Source organism: Congzhengia minquanensis (genome assembly GCF_014384785.1).
Lineage (GTDB): Bacteria > Bacillota > Clostridia > UBA1381 > UBA9506 > Congzhengia > Congzhengia minquanensis.
In genome coordinates this window covers 742,561-762,658 of record NZ_JACRSU010000001.1, presented here as the reverse complement: position 1 = coordinate 762,658, position 20,098 = coordinate 742,561, and the positions used below count along the sequence as shown (strand labels likewise).

The following is a 20,098-nucleotide window of genomic DNA, read 5'->3' as shown; positions in this document are numbered from 1 at the left end:
GGAGAACACCATGAACGAAGACCATAAAACAAGCAAAAATCAACTATCTACCCCTGTTTCCAGCCCATCCAATCGCCCATCCCTCCGCCCGGAGTTCGGCGGCGAGAAAGTGGCGGGAACATCGGAGATTTCTGAGGCAAAAGGAGGCGGCTCTATCCCCTTACAGGGGATAGCATCCCACCCGGCGGCGGCCCGCCCCGTCAAGTCCAAGAACACCAAGCTGACCCGCCAGCAACTGGAGGGAATCGAGGCGCGGCTGTCCGCCCGTGACCATGCCGTTTTGCAGGCCATCCGCAAATATCGCTTCCTCACCTCCACCCAAATCGGGCGGCTGTATATTACGAATTGCAGCACCAAAACCTCGCAGACCCGGCAACAGAATCTTCTGCTTCAGCGGCTCGGCGGCCACGGCCTGATCCGTCCGCTGGAGCGCCGGGTAGGAGGGTACGGCGGTGGCTCCACGGTGCAGGTCTGGCATCTCACCGAGGCGGGACAGCGGCTGCTCGTCCTGCACGACCCCGGCGCACAGCCCCGCAAGCGGTTCTCCGAGCCGTCCGCGCTGTTCCTGCACCATACCCTCGCCATTGCCGAGTGCGCGGTTCAGCTGATCTGCCTCTGCCGGGACAGCGAAGACCTCTCGCTGGAGCTGGTAGATACGGAGCCCTCCTGCTGGCGCAAATACCGTGATGACAACCGCACCTGTTACTTGAAGCCGGACCTCTTTGCGGTCACGAGTTATGACGGCTACGAGGATCGGTGGTTCATTGAGATGGATTTGGGCAGCGAGTCTATGACGCAGGTGTCGGAAAAATGCAATGGGTATCTCCGCTATTACTACACCGGTTTGGAGCAGAAGGCCACCGAGATGTTCCCGTTGGTAGTGTGGATCGTGAAGGACAGCCAGCGCAAGGAAAACTTAAAGGCCTGTATCCGGGAGAACCTGCAGGGGCATCCCAAAATGTTCCTCGTGATCACCCCGGACGAGCTGGAGAAAATGCTCCGCCAGTTTATTGACGCCAAGGAACTCTGCTAATGGGTCGAGGGCTTGGCGTATGCAGTGATTACTCCGGATGGAAAATGGTATGCGCCCGGTAAAGTTTGCTGGTTTGGGCTATCCTCGGAAACAGCAGAGGTAAAACGCTCCTGGGATCAGAAATATCACGAACGGTTTCTGAAGCCGGCGCTTGAAAACAACTGGTACATGGTCATCGTGGACTGCCATATCTGAGCAACTCGGTTGACACTCTGATAGGACTTGTGCCGCCATTCATAAAAACAAACATCATCAAAAACAAAAAATAAGCACAGCAGAGGGTTCTGTTACTGCGCAGGCATCGTCTGGCAGTTATCCTGCCGGGCTGTGTCAAGCCCCCGCACGCCGGATGCGGCGAAAAATGAAAAACAAACCAATCTGCCCCGTATGGGGTGCCACGATATCAACACTAACGACAGGAAGGAGGAAAATCAATCAGCGGCATCCGCCGCACTCTCGCCGGGAGGTTCCCGGCAGCACCTTAACAAGCAAGGAAAACCACAACAGCGTGGCCGCGACGTACGCAAAATCTCTGCGTGCATCGCAGAGCCAGCGTGCATACGCGCCACCCCACCAACAGAAGGAGGCGAGTATGTAAAATGTTCAGCAACAAGTTCGGGATCGAGATCGAGTTCACCGGCATCACCCGGGAACAGGCGGCCAAGGTCGCCGCAGAGTTCTTAGGCGGTTCCCCGTGCAGGGCTGGCGGTTATTACGGCACTTATACCGTGACCGCGCCGGACCAGCGTGTCTGGAAGTTCATGTCCGATGGCAGCATCAACTGCCAGAAGAAACAGGGCAGCCGGATCGTCAATGCCGGAGGCAGCTACAGCGTGGAGCTGGTCAGCCCCGTCCTTACCTACCGTGAGGACATCGCTGCACTCCAAGGGCTTGTCCGCCGTCTCAAAAAGGCCGGAGGCTTTGCCAACGACTCCTGCGGCATCCACGTCCATCTGGACGGCGGCAGCCATACGCCCCGGAGCCTGTGGAACTTTGTGAACCTCGTTGCTTCCCGCAACGACCTGTTCTACAAAGCTCTCCAGATTCCTGCGGAGCGGATGCGTTACTGCAAAAAGATGGACGCCTATATGGTGCAGAAGTTGAACGAGGTCAAGCCCAAAACCTTCGAGGCCATCGAGCAGGTCTGGTATAGCCAGTATCGCGGAATCCGCGATACGCATTACCACGACAGCCGCTACCACTTTCTCAATCTGCACAGCTTCTTCCACGGCAACCGCACGGTGGAACTGCGAGGCTTCAACAGCACACTCCACGCCGGAAAGGTGCGGGCCTACATCGTGTTCGCTCTGGCAATGAATCATCAGGCGCTGACACAAAAGTATGCCAGCTACCGAAAGGTACAGTCCGAGAACGAGAAGTTCGCCATGCGGGTGTATCTCGTCCGTATCGGTCTCTCCGGCGACGAGTTCAAAAGCTGCCGCCAGCACCTATATGAACACCTGGACGGCAACGCCGCCTGGCGTTACGGCTCCAAGGAGAACTGCAGAAGCAGAAGGAGGTGCCCCGATGAGGCTTAGAAAATGGAAGCGCAGGCTGAAGCATCTACTGCTGAGGCTCTCCCTGCTCCTGCCCGCTGACAGCGCTTACGCCGATCTGGAATATGTATATTACCAACCGGTGTGGCATGAGATCACGGTGGAACTGCCTGTCTCCCTATCCGGGGAGGACATCGACGAAATCATGAGCAAGGCGCTCTGCGGCGGTATCCTCCGCTGGTGCAAAGAGGCGACAGCACAGGGACAGTACCCAGGCAAGCTGGTCAGCGAACAGCTTTCTCGGAACGGGACGTTGCTTCTGCGGGACAACGCCAACACAGTTCATGAGTTGACATTGCAGAAACTGCTGAACGGTTTCCGTCAATATCTGATTGCCGGTGGGAATGTAGATCGCAATGAACGGGGCCAAATTGACATCCGCGATATCGATTACGAAGCATCGGATGCCATTATCCAATACGCCCTGTTCGGCAAGATCATCCATGAGTATCCAAAAAGAGGAGGTTTTTAGCATGACGAAGGAAAATGGAAAACTTTATATCGCCTATGGCTCCAACTTGAATCTGGAGCAGATGCGCCATCGCTGCCCTACGGCAAAGGTGGTTGGCACAGCCAGCTTGGAGGGCTGGAAGATGACCTTCCGGGGGAAGGGCAATGGCGTTGCCACCATTGAGCACAGTGAGAACGACAGCGTTCCCGTTCTGATCTGGCGCATTATGCCTCGGGACGAACAGGCGCTGGACACCTACGAGGGCGCGCCCAGCTTCTACCGCAAGGAAACGATCCCTGTGGAACTGGACGGCGAAACTGTCCAGGCGATGGTCTACATCATGAACGACGGTCATCCCCTCTCGTCCCCCAGCAAGGGGTACTATGCCACCATTCTGGAGGGCTATCTGGACGCCGGTTTTGACCCCGCCATTCTGAAACGCTACGCTGATGCGACTAAAAAGGAGGAACGCATTATGACGGAAACCATCCGTGAACAGATCATGGCCATCCGCGACAGCGGCGAAACCAATATGTTGGATGCCCACATGGTACAGGTCATCGCCAACCGCGAGGGCTACTACGAGCTGGTGTGTTTTATTGAAGACCACCGCCGGGAGTATGTCCACTTCATCTTTACCGGCGAAGAAAGTTGAGGTGATCATTGTGACCATTTACTACAATGTCACCGGCAGTGAGCGCAAACGGCTGGCACAGGCCCTTGGAACGATTACACTCTGGGAGCCGGTCTATGCCGGAGCGCCCAGCTTCGCCTACAAGGTCGGTAACTACACCGTGGATAAAAACGGTGCAATCACCTGTCCAGCTTCGGCTACACAGGAGATGATCGACCAAATCATCGCAAAACTTAAGGAAGAGGGCTTTACCCCGGAATCCGTTGAGGGGGACGCATTTTCCGTTTTTCTGCCGTGTAATCTGTTTACGCCGGAGGCGCTGGATCGGCTGCGGGAGATCATCGGCGGCAAAGCGCCGTTGTTCCGCAGGGCATTCCAAAACGAGCATATCTCCTTCGAGATAGAAGAGGACAAGCTCTGCTTTCCGTGGTTTCATCTGCACGGCCTGGACAGCGAAGCGGAGGCTTACAGCCGCTTTATCTGCGCCCTCGGCAAGATGGCGCGGGAGCGGCACCGGATCACCGCGAGGCCCTACACTGGCACCAACGACAAGTTCGCCATGCGGCTGTTTCTCGTACAGCTTGGGCTGAAAGGTCCGAAGTACAAGCAGACCCGGAAGATTCTTCTGATGAACCTCTCCGGCAACAGCGCGTGGAAAAACGGTGCGCCGGAAAGGGGTGACGAAAGGTGAGTCTTGCAGAGGGAAAATCAGTGCCCAAGACCATCCCGATCTATTGGGATGACCTGACGCCTTCCAAGCAGGCAGAAATTCTCGCTGCCTTTGGCGAAAACTGCAACTACGATGTGTTTCCCATTGTGGAAATACCCGTCACAGAGGAGGGCTTTGAATGAATGGTTTTCCAAGCAGAGAAACGGTGGAACGTCTGCGGATGACGTATCCCAAAGGCACACGGGTAGAACTCATCTCGATGAGCGATCCCTATGCCAAGCTGAAACCCGGAGACCGGGGGACAGTCTCGTTTGTGGATGACATCGGTACGGTGTTCGTTCGCTGGGACTGCGGTTCCGGCCTCGGCATCGCCTATGGCGAAGACCATATCCGCAAAATTTGAGTGGGCGTACCTTATCATCCCCAGCCTGTTATGGGCTGGGGATTTCTAAAAAGGAGGTTTGATTTATGACAGCAAGACAATTAGAACAGATCGCCGCCCTCAGAGAGCGGAATTATCCGTACAGCTTTATTGGGCGGGAACTGACACTTTCCCCGAACACAGTGAAATCTATCTGCCGCCGAAAGGGCTTTAGGGCATCCGGTTCGCGCAAGACCAAATGGGAGAAGACAACGGCGGTTTTGTGTAAAAACTGCCGGAAACCGCTGCCAGTAGATATGCGGAGCGATGCTGTTTTCTGCTGTGAATCCTGCCGGACGGAGTGGCGGCGTAATAACCGAAAAATCATCCAGAAATAGTCTTGACTGTTCTCGCGAAGAGAGTGATGAATGGTGTTAGGAGGTAAAAATCCATGAAGATAACAGAATTACCAGCGAAACCAAAGGAACAGAAAATTACCCGCGTCGCGGCCTACGCTCGTGTTTCGTCCGATAAAGACGCCGCGTTTCATTCACTAGAGGCACAGACGGAATGCTATGAACAGTATGTCGCCGCCCATCCGGACTGGCAGCTTGTTGGAATTTACTCGGACAACGGGATTTCTGGGACGACCATCAACCGCCCAGAGTTTCAGCGTATGCTACAGGACTGCCGGGACGGAAAGATCGACCTTGTGGTCACCAAATCCGTGACCCGGTTCGCCCGGAATACGGTGATCCTGCTGGAGACGATTCGCGAGCTGAAACGGCTGGGTGTGGACACCTATTTTGAGAAAGAGGATATGCACTCCATTAGTCCAGACGGTGAGCTACTGGTTACGCTCCTCGCCATGTACGCCGAGGAAGAAGCACGCTCTGCCAGCGAAAACCAGCGTTGGAGAATCGTCAAGCGGTTTGAAAACGGCGAGCCGTGGGTTGGTAAAATGCTCGGCTACAGGCTGGAAGATTGCCGGTTGGTCGTTGTGCCGGAGGAAGCTGAAATTGTCCGGCAGATTTTCTCGGATTACCTTTCTGGTATGGGGATATACCGTATCGTAAAGAAATTAATCCACCAAGGAGTAACTCCTGCCAACGGCAACAAATGGGGACATTCTTCAATCCATGGCATTCTCACAAACGAAAAGTACACTGGAAATATGATTCTCCAGAAAACTTACCGCGAAGATTTCAGAGACAGAACCTATCGGAAGAATCGTGGCGAGCGGCGTAAATATTATGTAGAGCACAGCCACGAAGCTATAATAGATCAAGAAACCTTTGACAAAGTTCAAGAAGAAATGGCGCAAAGGGCCGCGAAATACAACCATTCAAAGCAAAATGACCAAATCCATTTGTTTTGCGGTCTGCTACAGTGTGGGAATTGCGGACGTTATTATAGGTATCGCCATTCGAATGTCAAAAAGTATGATAGAGTTATTTGGGTGTGTCCAAGCTATTATACTCTCGGGAAAGATATCTGCCCAGCGCAGAGTATTTTGGAGGAAATTCTGATTGCTAAAACGAAGGAGGTACTGACCACAGATGAATTAAACCGGGAGATTCTACAGGAGCGAATAGAGAAAATCATCGTCCCCGCTCACAATCATCTTCGTTACATCCTGCGGGATGGTACGGAGGTAGAGGTAGAATGGCAGCACCGCTCTCGTAGTGAGGGCTGGACACCGGAAATGCGGGAGGTGGCTCGTCAGCGAGCTTTAGCCAGACACCAAAAGGAGGAAAAATGAGCACAGAACGCAAAGTTACGATTATTGAACCAATTTCGCAAAAAGTAGCTGCGGAAAGCACTACTGTGCCGGATAAGCTGCGCGTTGCTGCCTATGCTCGTGTCTCTACGGAGCAGGACGAGCAGCAGTCCAGCTATGAGGCCCAAGTGGACTTCTATACCCGCTACATTCAGAGCAACCCTAACTGGGAGTTTGTATCCGTATTCGCAGATGAGGGCATCACTGGCACTAACACGAAGAAGCGGGATGGCTTTAATCTGATGATTCAGAAAGCCCTGAACGGTGAGATTGACCTTATTCTCACCAAATCCATTTCCCGTTTTGCCAGAAACACCGTGGATACGCTCCAGACGGTTCGCGAGCTCAAGGCCGCCGGTGTGGAGGTGATCTTTGAAAAAGAAAACCTACATACCTTCGACCCCAAATGCGAGGTGATGCTCACCATCATGAGCTCGCTGGCACAAGAGGAAAGCCGCTCCATCAGTGAAAACGTCCGTTGGGGAAAGCAGAAAAGTATGCGGGACGGCAAGGTTACTATGGCATATTCCCATTTCCTCGGCTATCGCAAGGGAGCGGACGGCAGACCCGAGATTGTTGAGGAAGAGGCTATTATCATTCGGAAGATATATGACCTTTTCCTATCTGGAAAGGCCATCAACGAGATTGCCTCATTCCTTACAGAGATGGACATCCCAACGCCAGCAGGCAAGGCCAAATGGAGTGTCAGCACCGTCCGAAGTATCCTCAGCAACGAAAAATACAAGGGTGATGCTTTGCTCCAAAAGACCTATACGGTAGACTATCTCACCAAGGAGGTTCGCAAGAATGACGGCGAAGTGGCACAGTATTTGGTGCAAAATTCTCATGATGCAATCATAGAGCCTGAAGTTTTCGATAAGGTTCAGGAGCTGTTGGCGGAATACTCAAAGCGCCGGGCTAAAGTGCGCACCAATCACCCGTTTGCCGGTAAAATCATCTGTGGGGATTGCGGCGGGTTCTATGGCCACAAGGTCTGGCGTCTGCGCAGTACAGGCGAACGCTACAACGTTTGGTACTGCAACCACAAGTATGACGGCAATGAGATATGCGACTCTCCGAGGCTCCGAGAAACCGAAATAAAAGCCGCATTTGAAAAGATGCTGCAAAGCTGCGGTGATTTGACCCCTATATACACCGATGAGCGATGGAATGAGCTTGTTCAATCCGTCAGGGTTTATAAAGGCAATCATCTCATCTTCACCTTAACGAGTGGTGAGATAGTAAAGATCACCCTCTAAGAGTTCGTCCAGTCATTGGACTAGCACATTACGACCAACGCCGCAGGGCAACCTGCGGCGCTTTTCTGTCACAAAAAATTATCCGTGTCAGTTCTGAAAAAAGTGGTGCATAGGAATTATCTGTGTCAAAACTGGTGCAAAGTGTTCCTCTTGCAAAAAGGGTAAAAATATCTCGCCATCAAAATTGGTGCCTCTGGACATAGTGATTAGAAATAAAAATACCTTGAAATGAGCATAAAAAGCGGGACACCCCCGTTATTCACGGGGGTGTCTCATAACTTTGCGCCGCTATGCGATATCCATAGACGACGTCTTAATGTGGTGCGGATGACAGGACTTGAACCTGCACGGGAGTACCACTAGATCCTAAGTCTAGCGCGTCTGCCAATTCCGCCACATCCGCACACTAATAAAAATTATAGCATATTCAGCCCCCAAATGTCAAGCAAAATTTAAATGTTCTATTTGCGGTAGTTCCTGGGGGAAATGCCAAACTTACTTTTAAACACCCGGCTGAAATAGTTATAGTCGTCGAACCCCACGCAGGCGGAAACCTCCGCAACCGAAAGCTCGGTTTCCTTTAAAAGTCCGCGGGCTTTTTGAAGCCGAACCTCTTTGATGTAAGAGGCAATGCCAAAACCGCAGCTTTTAGAAAATGTGTCATACAATTTTGTCCGGCTGATGCCCGTGCATTTGCACAAGTCCAAAATTTCAATCTGTTCCGACAAATGCACATCAATATATTCTTTCACCTTTTTTACAATCAGGCTGTCGTCCGACTCTACAATGTCTTTCATTAAAATATAATTTGTGCAGATTTCCAAAAGCTTTGACGCCGCCAAAATCTGCCGTTTGCTTTTATATTTAATATTGCTGATGTCGCACAAAAGTCCATACTTGTTTAAAAGCACGCCCACAGAATCTTTCAGTTTTCCCTTGTCTTTCATATCCGTAATCTGCCCGAACATGACATATCCAATAATCCGGCGGCTGTTTTTTATAGGAGCCACACACTCCACCAAACCTGCGTGGCAGTTGTAAAATACAATGTCCTTTTCCGCCTTGCAGCGGACAAAGGCGGCCTTGTCGCTTTCAAGACATTTTTCGCTCAACTCCGGCGTTTGCCGCATTTGACGGCAAAAAGCGCACTTTTCCTCCGGATAGGCCATAATTTTTTGAAATTCGTCGTCATAAATCACAAGCCGAATTCCTGTCAGCGTATGGAACAGAACCAAAACATCTTTTAAGTTTTGCGTATCAATTTTTAAGCTCATAAGCCGTCCCGCCATGTACAAATTTACAATTTTTCGAATGAAATTACCTATTATTATATCACATTCTTTGATAAAATCAATAGTATTGCATATTGGAAACAATGAAACAGAAATAAATTTTAGGGTCAGGAGGCGGAAATATGCGAATTGGCGGATTAGACATTGGAACAAGCGGCTGTAAGGTGGTTTTGTTTGACGAAACCGGCATAGCCGTGCAGTCGGCCTATCGGGAATATGACGTAAACAGGAGGAACGGCCTGCACGAAATTGATGCTGAAGCCGTGTGGGAGGCGGTAAAAACCGTGCTGAAAGAAACAGCCTGTGAAGAGATAGGGGCTATTGCCGTTACCAGCTTTGGAGAGACCTTTGTCATGCTGGACGAAAACGACAGGCCCGTTGGACCGTCGATGCTATACACCGACCCCAGGGGCGAGGCGGAGTGCGCATTTCTTACGGAACGGCTGGGCGCGGAAAGCATGGCCTATCGGACGGGCACAAACCCCCACCAGATGTATTCGCTGCCAAAAATTATGTGGATTAAGCAAAACTTGCCCCAGGAGTTTTGTAGGGTGAAACGGATTTTGCTAATGCAGGATTTTGTGGTTTACAAACTTTGCGGAATTGCGCAGATTGACTACTCCCTGGCGTCGCGCACCCTTTGCTTTGACATAGAGAAAAAATGCTGGGACAAAGATATTTTAAACTGCGCAGGCGTTGACGGGCGGCTTTTGTCTACCCCCGTCCCCTCAGGAACGGCTGCCGGAACTGTTCAGGCGGAGCTGGCAGAAGAGCTTGGGCTTTCAAAAAGACTTTGCATTGTAACCGGCTGCCACGACCAGATTGCCGCCATGACAGGCGCGGCGGTGTTTGAAGAGGAGGCGGCAATGGACGGCACAGGCACGGTGGAATGTGTGCCTGTGGTGATGGACGCCGTTCCGAAAAACTATGAATTGTATCAGCTGGGCTATGCCGCCGCGCCCCACATAAACGGCAAGTTTGCCTGCTATGCACTGTCCTACGCCGGGGGCGCCACCTTAAAGTGGTTCCGGGACAATTTTTCTCAAATGCCCTATGACGAAATGGACAAACAGGTGCCGGCCGGCCCGTCGGGGTTGCTGATTTTGCCCCACTTTGCAGGGGCGGCCACGCCGTATATGGACATTAACGCAAAGGCGGCGGTAATCGGCCTGACCTTTGAGCATACAAAGTTTGATTTTTACAAGGCACTGATGGAGGGAACAGCTTTTGAAATTCTGCTGAATTTAGAAACCCTGAAACGGTTTGCCATTGCGCCAAAAGAGCTGGTTGCAACAGGCGGGGGCGCGCGGTCCGACGTTTGGCTGCAAATTAAGGCGGATATTCTGGGACTTCCCGTAACAGCGCTGCAAGGCGAAGAAATCGGCGCGGCGGGAACGGCCTATCTTGCCGGAAAAACGCTGGGGCTGTTTTCCGGCGGCATGGCGCCTGTAAAACGCAAAACTTTTTATCCCAACGCGGAAAACCACGCACAGTATTTAAAACAGTTTGAAACATACCGCAAACTATATTCTTCCATCAAGAACTTAAACGAAAGGGGACAAGAAACATGATTGTATCATTGTCAGATATTTTAAAAACCGCGGAGGCGGAGCAAATTGCTGTCGGCGCTTTTAACACACCGAATTTAGAAAGCCTGTTTGCCATTATAAAGGGAGCGGAGGAGCTTAACAAGCCCGTCATCATTATGCACGCCCAGGTGCACGAGGAGATGGGACTGTGCAAGCTGTTTGACATGGCGCCGCTTATGGTGTTCATGGCGGACAGGGCCTCGGTTCCTGTGTGCGTACATTTAGACCACGGAACCGACCTGGGCTATTTAAACCGCGCCCTTGAACTGGGCTTTTCCTCGGTGATGTATGACGGTTCAGAGCTAACCCTGGAGCAAAACCTTGCCAACACCGCCATTGCGGTGAAAATGGCCGGCCGCTACGGCGCTTCGGTAGAGGCAGAAATTGGAAGCATGGGCGCAAGGGAAGCGGGAGAAGGCGGCGGAGAGAGCATTTACACAGATCCGCAAACCGCCAAAACATTTGTTGAAAAAACTGGAGTCGATGCGCTGGCCTGCGCCTTTGGCACGGCCCACGGCATCTATCTGGAAACGCCAAAGCTGGATTTTGAAAGGCTGGAAAAAATTCACGAGCTGATTGATGTGCCCATTGTAATGCACGGCGGCTCCGGTGTGAGCCGCGAGGACTATTTAAAGGTAATTGAGCGCGGCGTGAGAAAAATTAACTATTATACCTACATGGCAAAAGCCGGCGGAACGGCTGTTCAGAACTTACCGGACAAAACCTTTTTCCACGATATTGCCGTCTGCGCCGAAAAGGCCATGCGGGAAGACGTAAAAAATGCGATTAAAACGTTTTCAAAACTGTAAGGTGAATACAAAAATAAAGCGCGGCCTTTTGGCCGCGCTTTGCTTCGTTAGTCGAACATGGGGGTTGACAAATACCGGTCGCCGGTGTCGGGCAGCAGGGTAACAATGGTTTTCCCTGCGTTTTCCGGCCGTTTTGCAAGCTCCACCGCAGCAAACACCGCTGCACCAGAGGAAATGCCTACCAAAATGCCCTCTTTTCTGCCGACGGATTTTCCCGCCGCAAAGGCTGCACTGTTTTCCACCTGAATAATTTCATCATAAATTTCGGTGTTCAGCACCTTAGGCACAAACCCCGCGCCAATACCCTGAATTTTGTGGGGCCCGGCCGCACCGCCGGAGAGCACGGCGGAAGCCGCCGGTTCCACTGCCACAATGGAGATGGCAGGATTTTTCGACTTTAAAAACTCGCCCACGCCGGTAATGGTGCCGCCTGTACCTACGCCGGCCACAAAAATATCTACCTTACCGTCGGTGTCCTCCCAAATTTCCGGCCCTGTTGTAAGGCGGTGAATTTCCGGGTTGGCCGGGTTGGTAAACTGACTGGGGATAAAGCTGTTGGGAAACTGGCTCATGAGCTGATTTGCCTTTTCAATTGCACCGTTCATGCCCTTTGCCCCGTCAGTAAGCACAAGCTCTGCGCCAAAGGCCTTCATGAGCTGGCGGCGCTCAACCGACATGGTTTCCGGCATAACAATAATAATTTTATAGCCTCTTGCCGCCGCAACCGATGCAAGGCCAATGCCTGTGTTGCCGCTGGTGGGCTCAATGATTACTGTGCCCGCGTCAATTAGACCTTTCTTTTCCGCGTCGTCCAGCATGGCCATGGCCACCCGGTCTTTCACCGAGCCGGCCGGATTAAAATATTCCAGCTTTGCCAGAATCCGCGCCGATAGGCGGTGTTCCTGTTCAATGTGGGAAAGCTCTAAAAGCGGCGTTCTGCCGATAAGTTCATCTGCCGAATGAAAAATTCTTGCCATAAATAACGCTCCTTCAATCTAAATTTTATCAAATCCTTGCTTTAAGTCGTCAATTAAATCGTCAATATGTTCTGTTCCAATAGAAAGCCGCACGGTCTGCGGTGTGATGCCCGCTGCCAGCAGCTCCTCTTCCGAGAGCTGGGAGTGGGTGGTAGATGCCGGGTGAATCACCAGCGATTTCACGTCTGCCACATTGGCCAGCAGCGAAAAAAGCGTTAAGCTCTCCGTAAACTTTTTCGCCTGCTCTTCGCTTCCGTCAAGCTCGAAGGTGAAAATGGAGCCGCCGCCATTTGGATAATACCGGTTATAAAGCTCCTTTTCGCGCCCGGCGGAAAGGGAAGGGTGGTGCACCCGTTTCACCTTGGGGTGCTTTTTCAGAAATTGAACTACCTTAAGCGCGTTTTCCACGTGACGCTCCACCCGCAGGGAGAGCGTTTCAAGCCCTTGCAAAAGCGCAAAGGAATGAAAAGGTGAGATGCACGCCCCGGTGTCTCTCATTAAGGTTGTGCGGATTTTCATAATATATGCCAAATTTCCGCAGGCCTCAGTGTAAACAATACCGTGATACGACGGGTTGGGCCGGGAAAGACCGGGAAATTTGCCGTTGTCCCAGCAAAATGTGCCGCCGTCTATAATGGCGCCGCCCATCACGCTGCCGTGCCCGCCGATAAATTTTGTGGCGCTGTGCACGACTACGTCCGCCCCGTGCTCAATCGGACGGAACAGGAAAGGCGTTGCAAAAGTGTTGTCAACAATCACAGGAATTCCGTTTCGGTGGGCGAGGCTTGCTACGGCCTCTAAATCTATTATATCCGAATTGGGGTTTCCAAGTGACTCTAAATAAACCGCTTTTGTATTTTTTTGAATGGCCTTTTCAAAATTTTCCGGTTTGCTGCCGTCCACAAAGGTGGTGGTAATGCCAAACTCCGGCAGTGTGTTGGCAAACAGATTATATGTACCGCCGTAAACCGATTTCGACGACACAATGTGGTCGCCGCATGCCGCAATGTTCTGCACTGCATAGGCAATTGCAGCGCTGCCAGAAGCTGTGGCCAAGGCCGCTGCACCGCCCTCTAAGGCCGCAATGCGCTTTTCAAACACGTCTGTGGTGGGATTCATAAGCCTGGTATAAATGTTCCCGCCCTCTGAAAGGGCAAACCGCCCCGCCGCCTGGGCGCTGTTTTCAAAAACATACGACGTGGTGGCATAAATGGGCACAGCCCTTGCGCCCGTTGCGCTGTCGGGTTCCTCCTGGCCTGCGTGCACCTGAATGGTTTCAAATTTATATTGTTTTTTCTCTGTCATATTAACCGTTCCTTTCAAATTATAAATGTTGTTTTGCATTCCTCACAACACACATTCGACCGAAACGGAAATTCATGCGGAGCAGTGCTTCAAAAAGAAGTGTCACACAAATCCCACCTTTCCTATAGGTTTATAGTGATTATAACACGAATTTCCTATCTTGTCAATAGGAAAATATAAATTTTTTTAAATCACATAGTCGCCGCCACCGTGGTTAGGAAAGGCAATATCGGCTAAGGTAATTCCCTCAAAAAAATCGTCAATCATTTTGTCCAGACGCTTCCACATGGGCAGGGTTTTGCAGTCCGATGCGTTTTTGCAGCTGTTCGAGTCCTCCGCCAAACAGCTCACCGGCGCTAACGATCCCTCAGTTACTTTTAAAATGCTGCCCACGGTGTAATGCTCCGGCGTCTGAGTCAGCTTATAGCCGCCGCCTTTGCCGCGAAGCCCTTCCAGCATCCCCGCCTTGGTCAGCATGGAAATAATGTTTTCTAAATATTTTTCCGAAATATCCTGTCTGCCTGCAATGTCTTTCAGCGGAATAAACCCGCCTGTGCTGTTTTCCGCCAAATCAATCATTACCCGCAGCGCATAGCGCCCTTTCGTCGAAACCAGCATAAATTTATCTCTCCTTTTCCGTAGTTTCTTAATTCCTATTATACTACAGGTTTTATGGGAAATCAAGCAAAAGTTTGACAACTACCATATTTTATTGTACAATAAAATTGGGTTTTTATAATAAGATTTCAATAAAAACTTTTGCAAAACAAAAGTTACGTATTAAGGTGTATAACAATAGGAGATCCAAATGGAAGAAACAATAAAAAAACAAATTGCCCGCCTGCCGGAAGCACTGCTGGCCTGGTATGAAAAAAATGCCCGGCCCCTGCCCTGGCGGGAAACGACCGACCCCTACCGCGTGTGGCTTTCAGAAATTATGCTTCAGCAAACGCGGGTTGAGGCCGTAAAACAATATTACACAAGGTTTTTAAATGACCTGCCCACCATATCCGCTTTGGCTGCCGCGCCGGACGATCAGCTTTTTAAGCTGTGGGAGGGGCTGGGCTATTATACCCGGGCAAAAAACTTAAAAAAGGCCGCAATTACCATTGTGGAAAAGTTCGGCGGCGTGTTTCCGCAAACGTATGAAGACATTTTGTCCCTGCCGGGCGTGGGGGACTATACCGCCGGAGCGGTGGCGTCAATCTGCTTTAATCTTCCCACCCCCGCGGTGGACGGCAATGTGCTGCGGGTAGTTACGCGGATCACCGAGCTGTTTGCCCCCATTCACCAGCCCGCCGTGAAAAAGGAAATTTCCCGCGCGCTGGCGGCCTGCTATCCTAAGGGCCGCTGCGGCGATTTTACGCAAAGCCTCATGGAGCTTGGCGCAACGGTATGTATCCCCAACGGCGCGCCAAACTGCTCTGTGTGCCCGGCAAACGGCTTTTGCAGGGCACATGCAAACGGCACCCAGCTTGCGCTTCCTGTCCGTCCGGCAAAAGCCGCACGAAAAAAGGAAAAACGCACGGTGTTCTTGCTGAAATGCGGCGGAAAAATTGCGTTAAACAAACGGCCGGAGCAAGGGCTTTTGGCCGGCATGTGGGAATTGCCCAACGTTTTGGGCGCACTGACTGTGAATCAGGCCGCGTCAATGCTGGAAGAGGAGGGATTTGCTCCGGCGAATATTTTGCAGTCTGCAAAGCGCAAGCACATTTTTACCCACATTGAATGGGACATGACGTGCTACTGCTTTAGGGTAAAAAACAATGTAAACTCCCTTATCTGGGTAACGCAAGACCAGCTTTTAAACGAAATTGCACTGCCCACAGCCTTTAAAAAATTTTTAGAACTGATTTAGGAGAAGCAAATGAACAAAAACTGGAAACGGAAATTTTATACCATATGGACGGGACAGGCCATTTCCATTTTGTCCAGTGAGGTTTTGCGTCTGCCTCTGATGGGCACAAAAGAAAAAGGAGGAAATTTTAAATGAAATATCAGTGTCCGCTTTTAGCGGTAAAAGATTTAGAGGTTTCGAAACAATTTTATAAAGAGGTGCTTGGTTTAAAGATAATTTTAGATTTCGGCGCCAACGTGACCTTAACAGGCGGGGTGGCACTGCAGACCATAGAAACCTGGTCGGAATTTTTGCAGAAGGGCCAAGATGAAATTCGGTTTTGTGGTAACGACACGGAAATCTGCTTTGAAGAAGACGATTTTGACGGATTTATAAAAAAGCTGGAAGCATTAGGCTCCATCACCTATGTGCATCCCGTGTTCGAGCACCGGTGGGGACAGCGGGTGGTGCGGTTTTACGACCCGGACGGGCATATTATTGAAGTAGGCGAAAACATGAAGCTTGTGTGCAAACGGTTTTTAAACAGCGGCATGACCGTAGAGGAAACCGCACAACGTATGGATGTACCTGTAAAATATGTGAAAGCAAACGCAAAATAATAAGGAGGAAGCGAAACCGCTTCCTCCTTATTTAACAGCCGTGAAAAACAGCCGCGGAAACCGGAAAATAATTTCACCGTTTTCCTGCATCGGATAGGCTTGTTTTACCTCATCAAACACTTCTTTGTAAAAGCGCGCGCGGTCAGCTTCGTCGGCCAGCGCGTTTAGATATGGACGCAGGCCTGTGCCTGAATACCATTCCATAATGGCATCATGCGAGGCCATGCGGTGGAAATAGGTCGTTTGCCACATGGTAAAATCGCTTGCATGTTCTGCCAGCAAATCGAAATATTCCCCCTGGGGCAGATTGTGAAACACCCGCGGTGTGCCCAGCTTTTCCCGCCACCGGTCACTTGCGGCCAGCCTGCCGATGATCTGGTGAATGGGTTCGTCATAGTTCATGGGCATTTGAACGGCCAGCACGCCGCCCACATTTAAAACAGACAGCATACTGGGGATCAGAGCGCGGTGGTTGGGAATCCATTGAATACAGGCGTTGGAAAACGCCGCGTCGAACGTTCTGTTAAGTTTATCTAAATCCTTTCCCGCGTCTAAAAGTAAAAACTCTATGTCGGGATATGTTTTTTTTGCGGTTTCAATCATATTCTCCGAAACATCAATCCCAAGAATTTTGGCATTGGGATATTTTTTGCGCAAAACAGCCGTGCTGTTGCCCGGCCCGCAACCAATGTCTAAAATGGTTTCAGGATTTGCAAGCCCAATTTTTTCGGCCAAATCAACCGCCGGCTGTGTTCTTTGGGCGCGGAATTTTAAATATTGATCTGCGTTCCAGTCTGCCATGATAATCTCCTCCTAATCGTGCAGCACAATGTGAAAGTTTAGCTCTCTTACCTCGGCGGCAAAATCTTCGCCGCACTCTATGTTAATTTCGCTGTCCGCCGCCGCAATCCAGTTCACCGTTACGTTTTTTCCGTTTTTCGCGGCGTTTTCCATCATTAAAAACATGTTTAAAAGCAGTTTTGCAGTGGAGCTGTTAAAATATTTTAGCTCACAGTCGAACACAAATTGTTCAAAATCGCTTTCCAAAAATGATTTCAGCCACCCGGTGATATCCTGAAAAAACTCCGTCACATTTTCGTGAAAGCATTCTCCCTGAAAATGCATATATCCCTTTTCCTCGTCAATTAAAATATACGGCGTTGAGCCGGTTTTCTCCAATTCTAACCGATACATTCATCCATCCTCCTTATTTAGTCAACCGTCACAAACAATGTAAAGAACGTATCGCCGCTATCTAAAGGCGTAAAACGATACTCAATTTTTGAGCTGGCTCTGCGGGCAATTTCAATCAGCCCAATGCCGGCCCCCTGGCTGTCCGGGTCGTCGTTTTCAGCGCGTATCTTTTCCCGGTAGATTTTGCGCAGTTCCTGTTTGTCCAGGGTGTTTAAATAATCAATTCTTTTCTTCATTGCTTCAACCTGGCTGTTTTTTATTTTATTACTGCATTGTATGTAATACTGCTTGTCCCGAATTCCCAGCATAAACACGCCGGAAGCAACCTGAAATTGTTTCCCCGTGGCTTCATCAAGCAAAAGTTCTTTGTCTGCAGCGTAGTAAAGAATGTTAAACATCTGCTCCACAAAGATGGAGAAGACAGAATGAGCAGTAACCACCGGCAGCTCTTCGAACTCCAGGCGCTTTCTCAGCGTCTGGCCAATGCCCTCAACGCCGTCGGCCCAGATGGGGCCGTTATAAATGAAACAGATGTGGTTTTCCTGCACCATTTTGTAACAGTCATACAGGTTATCAATCATAAAAGCGATCCTCCCTAAAGCTTAAAAAGGTCAATTTATTTCTCCCGCTCCGTTCGTACGGTTAAATACACTTTAAAGTTTAAAGCCAATCAGCGTGATGTCGTCCCGCTGGGTTTCGCCGCCCATATAGCGCTCAAGCGCTGCCCACACGCTGTCCACCGTATTTTGGCAAGGTGCACCATAATTTTTTTTCACCGTCTCGCGGAATTTGGAATATCCAAAGGGAAGTTTTTTCTCTCCCCCCACCTGCTCAAACAGCCCGTCCGTTGCTGCAAAACACTCGCAGCCGTTTCCGGCCTCAATAATGATGGTTTCAATTTGCTCTGCGCCGGAAATGCTTCCATCGCCTATGGTAATTCGCTGTCCCTTAATCGTTTTAACATCTTCCCCGCGGCACACAAACACGTGGATCCGTGCAGACGACAGGCGGATATTTCCATCATTTCCAATAAAGAAAACCGCAATATCTGCGCCGTCGCGAATGTCGCCGGCACCGATGTTTTTCCCAGCGTTTAAGCTGCCGGCAAGCCGCCGGTCGAGAGCATATAACACCTGGGCCGTGTCGCCGCAGTTTTGCTCGGTTACCAAAGCGTCCAGCGCCGTCACCACAATCATGGACAGCAGCGCGCCGGGCGTTCCGTGGCCCGTGCAGTCGCACAGGCAAAGCACCGCGCCGGTTTCAAACTGTTTCAGCCAGTAAATATCGCCGCCCACCAAGTCCCGGGGTTTCCAGAAAATGCCGCAGTCCTGAAAAACAGCGTCAAATGCCTGACGCGGCGGGAGCAGTGTGTTTTGAATTTTCCTTGCATAGTTCATGCTGGACATAATGCTCAAATTGTTTTCTTTTAAAGTGCGGGCCTGATTTTTCAGCTGCTCCGACTGTTCCACAATCTCGCCCATCTGCATTTTAATTGCCGCAGCCATTTTGTGAATGCCCCCGGCAAGGGCGACAAACTCCGGCGTGGAATTCACTTTTACCGCCACGTCCAGGTTTCCGTCGGAAATGGCGCTTAGCCCTGCGTTTACAATGTCTATGTCGTGAATAATTTTTCGCTTTAACAGCACATAAATTGAAAGAATGATAATGAACCCCAGCAGCACGCTGCTAACCGCTGCCGCAATGCTCTGGTTTTTCCGTTCGTTCATCAGGCTCGCCCGGGAAAAGCTTACCTCTGCCAAATAGTTGCGCACTGGGGCATACACGGCGAAAACCCGTTCTCCGCTGCGGGAAAGCCATACTCCATTCGGGTCTTGTTTCCCGTCCTGTGCGTCCTGCGCGGTTTGCAAGGCGGCGTCTTTCACTCCTAAGTCGGAAAAGGTTTTTCCAATCAGGCGGCTGTTCGTATCTCCCACAACCGTTTGAGCTGATGGGTCGAACACCGTAACGTTGGTTCCGTCGGGAACATTAAAATTGTCAATTACCACATTTATCTGGTTATTTTTCAGTGCCTCGTCTAGCACCTGGGGCCGTACACCCACCTGAACAACACCCGGCTCGTCCTGCCGGGCCACGCCGATATATTGAAACAGCTTCCCCTCATATCCGTTTGGGCGGGGTTCCTGGGCCAGCGCAAAGGTTTTGTCTGTTATACCGTCTAAAAAGGGCCGCGTCTGGTCTGTGGAATCAAAGTCCATGCCATGATACTCCGGAACCGTTCCCCATCTTAAAATTCTGTTTTTGTCAATCACATGAATTTCGTCCACTTGCAAAACATCGGTCAGCCGGTTCAGCTCGTCGAAGCTATCTAAAATCTTTGGGTTCTGGGCAATAATTTCTCCCAGCGCCCTGGCCCTGGCAATATAATTTTCATTCAGGCTGTTTACCAAATTGCCTATTACTTTGTCGTTGGCGGTTAGCCTGTCTACAATCTGCGTCACATAATCTGCGGCTTTTTGCTCCGCTTTTTTTTGGGCGAACTGCTTTTGAATAAAAAAATTGCCCGCCAGCGTAATGCCAACTGTAACAACCATAATCACCAAAAAATATTTCATGAATATCTTTTGCATAGAGCGTCCCCCCTTTGTGTATTAAACTCATTATAGCACTCCTGTTCGCCAAATTGCAACGCTTTATGTATTTTTTATAATATTTTCTTTTTATGAAAAAACTTGTATTGTATTGACAAGATGAAATTTATGGAGTAAAATAA

The 20,098-nt window shown here is 50.4% G+C and carries 24 protein-coding genes, 1 tRNA gene and 1 pseudogene; 17 read left to right on the top strand and 9 right to left on the bottom strand.

From position 1 onward, the window contains the following. Positions 1-10 precede the first annotated feature (10 nt). From H8698_RS03650 to H8698_RS03595, 12 genes and pseudogenes are all read left to right on the top strand, one after another. Entirely contained in the window at positions 11-1,033 is a 1,023-nt protein-coding gene (locus tag H8698_RS03650; protein ID WP_249311204.1) for a replication-relaxation family protein, read from the top strand. A 24-nt stretch (positions 1,034-1,057) separates the two neighbouring features. Further along, positions 1,058-1,228 carry a hypothetical protein gene (locus H8698_RS03645; protein ID WP_249311203.1) on the top strand — a complete coding sequence of 57 codons (171 nt, stop codon included), beginning with the start codon at positions 1,058-1,060 and terminating at the stop codon, positions 1,226-1,228. 404 nt (positions 1,229-1,632) lie between these two features. Further along, positions 1,633-2,571 carry an amidoligase family protein gene (locus H8698_RS03640; protein ID WP_249311202.1) on the top strand — a complete coding sequence of 313 codons (939 nt, stop codon included), beginning with the start codon at positions 1,633-1,635 and terminating at the stop codon, positions 2,569-2,571. Continuing rightward, positions 2,561-3,061: a hypothetical protein gene (locus H8698_RS03635; RefSeq protein WP_249311201.1), complete on the top strand. Its 501-nt coding sequence runs from the start codon at positions 2,561-2,563 to the stop codon at positions 3,059-3,061. Before H8698_RS03640 ends, H8698_RS03635 begins: the two co-directional genes overlap by 11 nt. A 1-nt stretch (position 3,062) precedes the next feature. After that, positions 3,063-3,488, top strand: a pseudogene (locus H8698_RS03630) (gamma-glutamylcyclotransferase family protein); the annotation flags it as partial. A 27-nt stretch (positions 3,489-3,515) separates the two neighbouring features. Next, positions 3,516-3,695, top strand: coding sequence for a DUF5049 domain-containing protein (locus H8698_RS03625; RefSeq protein ID WP_346726825.1), 180 nt, complete (start codon positions 3,516-3,518; stop codon positions 3,693-3,695). Further along, positions 3,640-4,365, top strand: coding sequence for a virulence protein (locus tag H8698_RS03620; protein ID WP_249311200.1), 726 nt, complete (start codon positions 3,640-3,642; stop codon positions 4,363-4,365). The genes H8698_RS03625 and H8698_RS03620 overlap by 56 nt, the downstream gene beginning before the upstream one ends. 20 nt (positions 4,366-4,385) lie before the next feature. Next, positions 4,386-4,526, top strand: a complete 141-nt coding sequence (locus H8698_RS03615; protein WP_249311199.1) for a hypothetical protein — start codon at positions 4,386-4,388, stop codon at positions 4,524-4,526. Continuing rightward, positions 4,523-4,747, top strand: coding sequence for a DUF4314 domain-containing protein (locus H8698_RS03610; protein WP_249311198.1), 225 nt, complete (start codon positions 4,523-4,525; stop codon positions 4,745-4,747). The genes H8698_RS03615 and H8698_RS03610 overlap by 4 nt, the downstream gene beginning before the upstream one ends. Positions 4,748-4,812: 65 nt before the next feature. Next, positions 4,813-5,103, top strand: a complete 291-nt coding sequence (locus tag H8698_RS03605) for a hypothetical protein (RefSeq protein ID WP_249311197.1) — start codon at positions 4,813-4,815, stop codon at positions 5,101-5,103. 53 nt (positions 5,104-5,156) lie between these two features. Continuing rightward, positions 5,157-6,467, top strand: a complete 1,311-nt coding sequence (locus H8698_RS03600; protein ID WP_249311196.1) for a recombinase family protein — start codon at positions 5,157-5,159, stop codon at positions 6,465-6,467. After that, positions 6,464-7,744, top strand: a complete 1,281-nt coding sequence (locus H8698_RS03595; protein ID WP_346726819.1) for a recombinase family protein — start codon at positions 6,464-6,466, stop codon at positions 7,742-7,744. Before H8698_RS03600 ends, H8698_RS03595 begins: the two co-directional genes overlap by 4 nt. A gap of 319 nt (positions 7,745-8,063) precedes the next feature. Here H8698_RS03595 and H8698_RS03590 read toward each other — a convergent pair. Beyond that, a tRNA-Leu gene (locus tag H8698_RS03590) sits at positions 8,064-8,147 on the bottom strand. A 58-nt stretch (positions 8,148-8,205) separates the two neighbouring features. After that, on the bottom strand, positions 8,206-9,018 hold the full coding sequence (locus H8698_RS03585; RefSeq protein ID WP_249311195.1) for a PocR ligand-binding domain-containing protein: 813 nt from the start codon (positions 9,016-9,018) through the stop codon (positions 8,206-8,208). 140 nt (positions 9,019-9,158) lie between these two features. Here H8698_RS03585 and H8698_RS03580 point away from each other — a divergent pair, with 140 nt between their 5' ends. Further along, positions 9,159-10,607 (top strand): FGGY-family carbohydrate kinase, encoded by a 1,449-nt coding sequence (locus tag H8698_RS03580; protein ID WP_249311194.1) that lies wholly within the window; start codon positions 9,159-9,161, stop codon positions 10,605-10,607. Next, a complete protein-coding gene (locus tag H8698_RS03575) occupies positions 10,604-11,434 on the top strand; it encodes a class II fructose-bisphosphate aldolase (RefSeq protein ID WP_249311193.1) in 831 nt (276 codons plus the stop codon). Before H8698_RS03580 ends, H8698_RS03575 begins: the two co-directional genes overlap by 4 nt. A 47-nt stretch (positions 11,435-11,481) precedes the next feature. Here the strand turns inward: H8698_RS03575 and cysK are convergent, their stop codons facing one another. The 3 genes from cysK to H8698_RS03560 form a co-directional block, all read right to left on the bottom strand. Beyond that, positions 11,482-12,411: a cysteine synthase A gene (cysK, locus tag H8698_RS03570; RefSeq protein ID WP_177679372.1), complete on the bottom strand. Its 930-nt coding sequence runs from the start codon at positions 12,409-12,411 to the stop codon at positions 11,482-11,484. An 18-nt stretch (positions 12,412-12,429) separates the two neighbouring features. Next, positions 12,430-13,716 carry an O-acetylhomoserine aminocarboxypropyltransferase/cysteine synthase family protein gene (locus tag H8698_RS03565; RefSeq protein ID WP_249311192.1) on the bottom strand — a complete coding sequence of 429 codons (1,287 nt, stop codon included), beginning with the start codon at positions 13,714-13,716 and terminating at the stop codon, positions 12,430-12,432. 186 nt (positions 13,717-13,902) lie between these two features. Next, positions 13,903-14,334, bottom strand: coding sequence for an RrF2 family transcriptional regulator (locus tag H8698_RS03560; RefSeq protein ID WP_249311191.1), 432 nt, complete (start codon positions 14,332-14,334; stop codon positions 13,903-13,905). 190 nt (positions 14,335-14,524) lie between these two features. Here H8698_RS03560 and mutY point away from each other — a divergent pair, with 190 nt between their 5' ends. The 3 genes from mutY to H8698_RS03550 are packed head-to-tail and all read left to right on the top strand — an operon-like array spanning position 14,525 to position 16,173. After that, positions 14,525-15,574: an A/G-specific adenine glycosylase gene (gene mutY / locus H8698_RS03555; protein WP_249311190.1), complete on the top strand. Its 1,050-nt coding sequence runs from the start codon at positions 14,525-14,527 to the stop codon at positions 15,572-15,574. Between the two features lie 9 nt (positions 15,575-15,583). Beyond that, positions 15,584-15,709: a hypothetical protein gene (locus tag H8698_RS13260; protein ID WP_283245363.1), complete on the top strand. Its 126-nt coding sequence runs from the start codon at positions 15,584-15,586 to the stop codon at positions 15,707-15,709. Next, positions 15,706-16,173: a VOC family protein gene (locus H8698_RS03550; protein WP_249311189.1), complete on the top strand. Its 468-nt coding sequence runs from the start codon at positions 15,706-15,708 to the stop codon at positions 16,171-16,173. The genes H8698_RS13260 and H8698_RS03550 overlap by 4 nt, the downstream gene beginning before the upstream one ends. Positions 16,174-16,200: 27 nt before the next feature. Here H8698_RS03550 and H8698_RS03545 read toward each other — a convergent pair whose 3' ends face one another. The 4 genes from H8698_RS03545 to H8698_RS03530 form a co-directional block, all read right to left on the bottom strand. Continuing rightward, positions 16,201-16,974, bottom strand: coding sequence for a methyltransferase domain-containing protein (locus H8698_RS03545; protein ID WP_249311188.1), 774 nt, complete (start codon positions 16,972-16,974; stop codon positions 16,201-16,203). Between the two features lie 12 nt (positions 16,975-16,986). Beyond that, entirely contained in the window at positions 16,987-17,367 is a 381-nt protein-coding gene (locus H8698_RS03540; RefSeq protein ID WP_249311187.1) for a DUF1987 domain-containing protein, read from the bottom strand. Between the two features lie 17 nt (positions 17,368-17,384). After that, on the bottom strand, positions 17,385-17,948 hold the full coding sequence (locus H8698_RS03535) for a SiaB family protein kinase (RefSeq protein ID WP_249311186.1): 564 nt from the start codon (positions 17,946-17,948) through the stop codon (positions 17,385-17,387). A gap of 72 nt (positions 17,949-18,020) precedes the next feature. Continuing rightward, positions 18,021-19,955 (bottom strand): SpoIIE family protein phosphatase, encoded by a 1,935-nt coding sequence (locus tag H8698_RS03530; protein WP_249311185.1) that lies wholly within the window; start codon positions 19,953-19,955, stop codon positions 18,021-18,023. Between the last annotated feature and the right edge of the window lie 143 nt (positions 19,956-20,098).

What these genes read in the sequence shown, in the direction of transcription:
- H8698_RS03650 (WP_249311204.1), top strand. Translation starts at nt 11, where the DNA reads ATGAACGAAGACCATAAAACAAGCAAAAATCAACTATCTACCCCTGTT.
- H8698_RS03640 (WP_249311202.1), top strand. Translation starts at nt 1,633, where the DNA reads ATGTTCAGCAACAAGTTCGGGATCGAGATCGAGTTCACCGGCATCACC.
- H8698_RS03635 (WP_249311201.1), top strand. Translation starts at nt 2,561, where the DNA reads ATGAGGCTTAGAAAATGGAAGCGCAGGCTGAAGCATCTACTGCTGAGG.
- H8698_RS03625 (WP_346726825.1), top strand. Translation starts at nt 3,516, where the DNA reads ATGACGGAAACCATCCGTGAACAGATCATGGCCATCCGCGACAGCGGC.
- H8698_RS03610 (WP_249311198.1), top strand. Translation starts at nt 4,523, where the DNA reads ATGAATGGTTTTCCAAGCAGAGAAACGGTGGAACGTCTGCGGATGACG.
- H8698_RS03605 (WP_249311197.1), top strand. Translation starts at nt 4,813, where the DNA reads ATGACAGCAAGACAATTAGAACAGATCGCCGCCCTCAGAGAGCGGAAT.
- H8698_RS03600 (WP_249311196.1), top strand. Translation starts at nt 5,157, where the DNA reads ATGAAGATAACAGAATTACCAGCGAAACCAAAGGAACAGAAAATTACC.
- H8698_RS03595 (WP_346726819.1), top strand. Translation starts at nt 6,464, where the DNA reads ATGAGCACAGAACGCAAAGTTACGATTATTGAACCAATTTCGCAAAAA.
- H8698_RS03585 (WP_249311195.1), bottom strand. Translation starts at nt 9,018, where the DNA reads ATGAGCTTAAAAATTGATACGCAAAACTTAAAAGATGTTTTGGTTCTG.
- H8698_RS03580 (WP_249311194.1), top strand. Translation starts at nt 9,159, where the DNA reads ATGCGAATTGGCGGATTAGACATTGGAACAAGCGGCTGTAAGGTGGTT.
- H8698_RS03575 (WP_249311193.1), top strand. Translation starts at nt 10,604, where the DNA reads ATGATTGTATCATTGTCAGATATTTTAAAAACCGCGGAGGCGGAGCAA.
- cysK (WP_177679372.1), bottom strand. Translation starts at nt 12,411, where the DNA reads ATGGCAAGAATTTTTCATTCGGCAGATGAACTTATCGGCAGAACGCCG.
- H8698_RS03565 (WP_249311192.1), bottom strand. Translation starts at nt 13,716, where the DNA reads ATGACAGAGAAAAAACAATATAAATTTGAAACCATTCAGGTGCACGCA.
- H8698_RS03560 (WP_249311191.1), bottom strand. Translation starts at nt 14,334, where the DNA reads ATGCTGGTTTCGACGAAAGGGCGCTATGCGCTGCGGGTAATGATTGAT.
- mutY (WP_249311190.1), top strand. Translation starts at nt 14,525, where the DNA reads ATGGAAGAAACAATAAAAAAACAAATTGCCCGCCTGCCGGAAGCACTG.
- H8698_RS13260 (WP_283245363.1), top strand. Translation starts at nt 15,584, where the DNA reads ATGAACAAAAACTGGAAACGGAAATTTTATACCATATGGACGGGACAG.
- H8698_RS03550 (WP_249311189.1), top strand. Translation starts at nt 15,706, where the DNA reads ATGAAATATCAGTGTCCGCTTTTAGCGGTAAAAGATTTAGAGGTTTCG.
- H8698_RS03545 (WP_249311188.1), bottom strand. Translation starts at nt 16,974, where the DNA reads ATGGCAGACTGGAACGCAGATCAATATTTAAAATTCCGCGCCCAAAGA.
- H8698_RS03540 (WP_249311187.1), bottom strand. Translation starts at nt 17,367, where the DNA reads ATGTATCGGTTAGAATTGGAGAAAACCGGCTCAACGCCGTATATTTTA.
- H8698_RS03535 (WP_249311186.1), bottom strand. Translation starts at nt 17,948, where the DNA reads ATGATTGATAACCTGTATGACTGTTACAAAATGGTGCAGGAAAACCAC.
- H8698_RS03530 (WP_249311185.1), bottom strand. Translation starts at nt 19,955, where the DNA reads ATGCAAAAGATATTCATGAAATATTTTTTGGTGATTATGGTTGTTACA.